Source organism: Streptococcus oralis SK304 (assembly GCF_000287715.1).
In the GTDB taxonomy this organism is placed as follows: domain Bacteria; phylum Bacillota; class Bacilli; order Lactobacillales; family Streptococcaceae; genus Streptococcus; species Streptococcus oralis_Y.
Window position 1 is genome coordinate 1 of sequence record NZ_ALJN01000010.1, and the last position, 4,467, is coordinate 4,467.

Genomic DNA, 4,467 nt, shown 5'->3' on the forward strand with positions numbered 1-4,467 from the left:
AATTCATACTTCCACGACCAGCTTCATTGTACTCACCGTACATTTTCACACCAGTTGCAGAACCAGCAAGTCCCAATTTTTCCAAATCAGTTTTTGCCTGTTTGAATTTCTTTTCTTCTTCAAGATATTTTCCATATTCTTGATTATATTTCTTCTGAGCGTCATCATTACGCTTATCAATCTGGTCATTCTTTTCTTGAAGGTCTTTTTTAGCCTTCTCATGAGCCTGACGAATCTCTTCGTTTTTATCCTGAACGTTCTTTTTCTCACGCTCATTATCTGCTACATCTTTCTTGTAACCAGCAATTTCAGTAGAAACCGTATTGGCTTGATTCGCATAATCCTTTTCTACACTAGCTTGTTTCTTAGCAAGTTCGTCTTGCCCCTGAGCAACACCTACATCCACAGGAGAATCCTGTTTCACTTCTAAGCCTGCTTTCTTAGCTTCAGAAACAGCCTTATCAACAGTTGAATGATCTACTACAACATCGACGGTAGTATTCTTCTTGGCAGTTTCGTCCTGCTTAGGTGCTTCTTGTTTAGGTGCTTCCTGAACAGTTTTTGGCACATTTTGATTTGCACTCAACTCGTCAGCAGATACACTACCTGATGAAAAAGCCATAGCAAGAACAGCCATACCCAAAATTACTCCACAAGCACCATACTTCTTAACTTTACGAATTGAACCAAACGCTTTTGTTTCTTGTGTTTTAAACATACTTTCTTTTCTCCTTTTTTAAAAAACATTTTTTTCTCATTATTTTTGAACTCACTTCCCTTATCATGAAGGAGAACGAGATCTCTTAAAAATCATTTCAACCATTTCAATTTCCTTTCCAAAATAAAAAAGCCAGTTTTTTTTAAACTGACTTTTTATCTATATCAAATCCATTTTCCTGAATAGTCAACACGATATTTGCCTTGAACAATCTCATTACGAGCATAAGAGCCATCAGATTTTAAATAATACCAACCACCCCAATAACTATCGTAAATCCACTCATTCACAGCCATAGCTCCACTAGATTTGAGATAATAGCTACCCTGCCAAGCGTTGCTTACCATATAACCACCACTCTTGAAATAATACCATACACCATCAATCTTCAACCATTGATGATTAACATAAGCACCACCTTCTTTTAAATAAAACCATGACTGATAATAATTATCATAGACCCACTCTTTATCTGCCATCTTACCATTAGACTTCAGATAATAGCTTCCTTGCCAACTATCACGAACATAAATTCCATTTGATTTTAAGTAATACCATGCCTTATAAGAATTATCATAAATCCATTCAGATTCAGCCATCCGACCATCAGATTTTAAATAATAACTCCCTTTCCATGTGTTTTTTACACGCTGATCATTATCATAATAATACCAAGAACCACTTTCTTTCTGCCAACCATTTTTAACTGGTTTAGATTGTGATGGCTTCGTTTGATTTTGAGTAGAAGGTTTCTTACCCACGACATACTTACCATTATCATCTACATAATAACGTCCATTATCAACCCATGCACTCTTGACCATCTTACCATCAGCACCAAGCCAATAATCTCCCTGCCATGTATTTTTAAGACGTTGATTATCCTTATAATAATACCAAGAATCATTTTCTTTTTTCCAACCATTTTTAACTGGTTTAGATTGTGATTTGTTTTGATTCTGAGAAGAAGAACGTCTATCTTCTGCTTCTTTCTTTTCTTTTTCCTCCAGCAATTTTAAATCATTTACTTCTTTAGTCAACTTTTCATATTCTTTAAAAGCTGTCTGCAATTTAGAAAGCTCATTCTTCTTATCTCTAAGTTCTTTTTCCTTCTTAACTAATAGCGAAGAACGATTAGTCAATGTTGTATCTACTGGACGTTGCGTATTAAAGTTCTTTTTAGTTGATTTCACTATATCGTTTTTATCGATTGATATAAAACTAAACCAACCACCATCTTTTAAAGAACGCATGGAAATTCCAAAATACTCATCCCTAGAAGTCCCATAATTTACTCCAGCAATAGATTGTGCATGAAGAAATTCATCGCCATTATACAGAAAAATAACAAATGCCTCATAGATTTCTCTCTTCAGTTGACCTACAGTCACTTCTTTATCAATGGAAGAGGTTTTAAATGCGTTCTCATAATACTGACCACCATATTTCTCTTCTTCATCGTTCTTACTCGAAGTTCGCAAACCATACTCTCTAGCAACTTCATTGATTCCTTTTACATAATGCCAATCCCACATGCTACGATTCGCTTCTAAATTTTTATACGCAACCTTATCAGCAAAATCAATAGAAGATTGTGCAAGTGTTACTTCTGGAAGTCCCATCTGTCTACGAATTTGATTCATCAAATCCAAAGCATAATAATTTAATTCAACCAAAATCTCTTTAGGAAGATTATTTAATTCATACTTATCCAATTCATCTGCTGGATCTGAAATAAAATTATCTAACTGACTCTGCTTTAATTTTTGACTTTCAGAAATCAAGACTTTTTTTGCTTGTTCTTCCTCTTCATCAGTAACTACAGGAACATACTCCCCTTTTTCATTCTCTTTGACATTACTATTAAAAAACGTTTTTAACGCAGTAGCATATTCTCTACTCACCTTAATTGTATTCTTGTTAGAATAAGGATTTTTCAAGGAAGAAACAATTTGTTCCAAACTAGCAATCTTATCTTGAATTTGTGTGATAGCATACCACTCTCCGTTAGAAGTAAAACCATCAATACCATTGGCTTTTAATATCTCAGTCTTTTGTCTATCCAACTGAGCAATTTTCTCTTGTCTAGCACTATCAGCATGTACTATTTGATTCACATTAAAAGCCAATAAAGTTGCAGTTGTTACTAAAGCTAAAGTCGAAGTCCTAAATTTCATATTTTCTCCTTTTAATAAAAAAATCTTAACTCCATTTATTATATCATAAAGTTATCTATTCCATCATAAAGTTAATCTTCAATAATAACTCCATCTTCTAGGAAACGGTGATACGTTTTTTCAATTTTCGATTCAATCTTACTACAATAACTACGAGTAACTTGACCAACAGCATACAAACGATTATACAAATCTTCACAACATCTTTTTGAAGAGACATAAACATCCGCACCATTTTTTACATGAGCATAGATTTTCAAATTCCAACAAAATCGTCTATAAATTCTATTGTATTCTCCCAGTATCCATTCTTCAGAATACGTCTTTACATCTCTTTCTCCTTTCAAAAGAACATCTTTGATTTTACTCACCTCTCCCTAACCAATCTTTTCAATTAACTCACGTAGAAATTGTTTTACTTCAGATTTTCGTGCATACTTCGTCCTATCATTCCCTATAAAACGAATCATTTCATCATAAGGTTTACCCTCAGTCATCATAACAATCAAACCATGAGAAAACTGATGATGACAGCCTAAATTGTCTAAATCTTTAGTTGACAAAACCTCGTCTCTATCAACACTAAAACTTTCTTCAACATTAAAGAAATCATCAACTTTACAGTTATAAAGATAAGCCAATTTATACAGTTTCTCAAGACTAGGTTCACGTTCTCCACTTTCATATCGAGCATACGCTTTCGGTTGAATCTCTAAATACTTCGCTAAGTCCTCTTTCGACTTATTATACATTTCTCGATACAAACGAAGTCCCATTGACACATTCAACATAAATCCTTTTCCTTTCTACTTCCTACTCACCTGTGATAATCGAAAAGAAAACCACAAACAACACAAATACAAACAAAATTATCAAATGACTAAACATCCAATAAATCAAGAACATCAACAAAATAAGCATAGACAATAGCATTCCAACTCTTACTAAGTAAATCCAAATATCCATTTTTCCTCTTTTCTATTCTCTACTCATATTGTTAGTTTACATAAAAGAATACTTCTTATATTCACTTATGAAAACTAACAATACTTTCAATCTTTATCAGGACAAAACCCGTTTTATAAAAATCTAGTTATTGTTAATTTTTGCAAAAAATAAAAAGGCTTATTTTCAAAGCCTTTTTTACGTTTTTTAATAGAATATAGCAATATAAAAATGTATGCTCTTATCTTCGCATACTTTCAGCTTCTCAGCCTACTACCTTCGCCAAGGTCACAAATTTAAGGATAACTCAATATCCCCTCTTTCTTACCCAAAAGCATTAGCAAGTTTTTACTCTCACATACCGACCATACAACACATAGACCTCACTATCTCACTCTAGCTACCTTCTAAGAAGTATCATTGACTGTTCCCAGCCGTCAGTTCCCTTTTCTTATCTCCTGAGGCGAAAGGACGAAACACCCACGCTCTGACAAACTTGACATTTTCCTAAAATTCACGTATAATTAAATTGCTACATTTAATCGTGTTAGTCAATGATTCGTTGTTGTCTGACACGTTTTTTATTAAATTTTCAAAGTTCACTTAACTTTTATATTGAATCAAAAA

The 4,467-nt window shown here is 33.4% G+C and carries 4 protein-coding genes; all 4 read right to left on the bottom strand.

Annotation, left to right across the window (positions count from 1 at the left end; all coding sequences use genetic code 11):
• A partial coding sequence (locus HMPREF1125_RS05825; RefSeq protein WP_000477353.1) for a putative cross-wall-targeting lipoprotein signal domain-containing proteiin occupies positions 1-718 on the bottom strand: 718 nt, incomplete at its 3' end.
• Positions 719-882: 164 nt separating this feature from the next.
• Positions 883-2,895, bottom strand: a complete 2,013-nt coding sequence (locus HMPREF1125_RS05830) for an SEC10/PgrA surface exclusion domain-containing protein (RefSeq protein WP_000672235.1) — start codon at positions 2,893-2,895, stop codon at positions 883-885.
• Positions 2,896-2,966: 71 nt separating this feature from the next.
• Positions 2,967-3,266: a hypothetical protein gene (locus HMPREF1125_RS12875; RefSeq protein WP_000034814.1), complete on the bottom strand. Its 300-nt coding sequence runs from the start codon at positions 3,264-3,266 to the stop codon at positions 2,967-2,969.
• Positions 3,267-3,272: 6 nt separating this feature from the next.
• Positions 3,273-3,686: a helix-turn-helix transcriptional regulator gene (locus tag HMPREF1125_RS05840; protein ID WP_000935803.1), complete on the bottom strand. Its 414-nt coding sequence runs from the start codon at positions 3,684-3,686 to the stop codon at positions 3,273-3,275.
• Between the last annotated feature and the right edge of the window lie 781 nt (positions 3,687-4,467).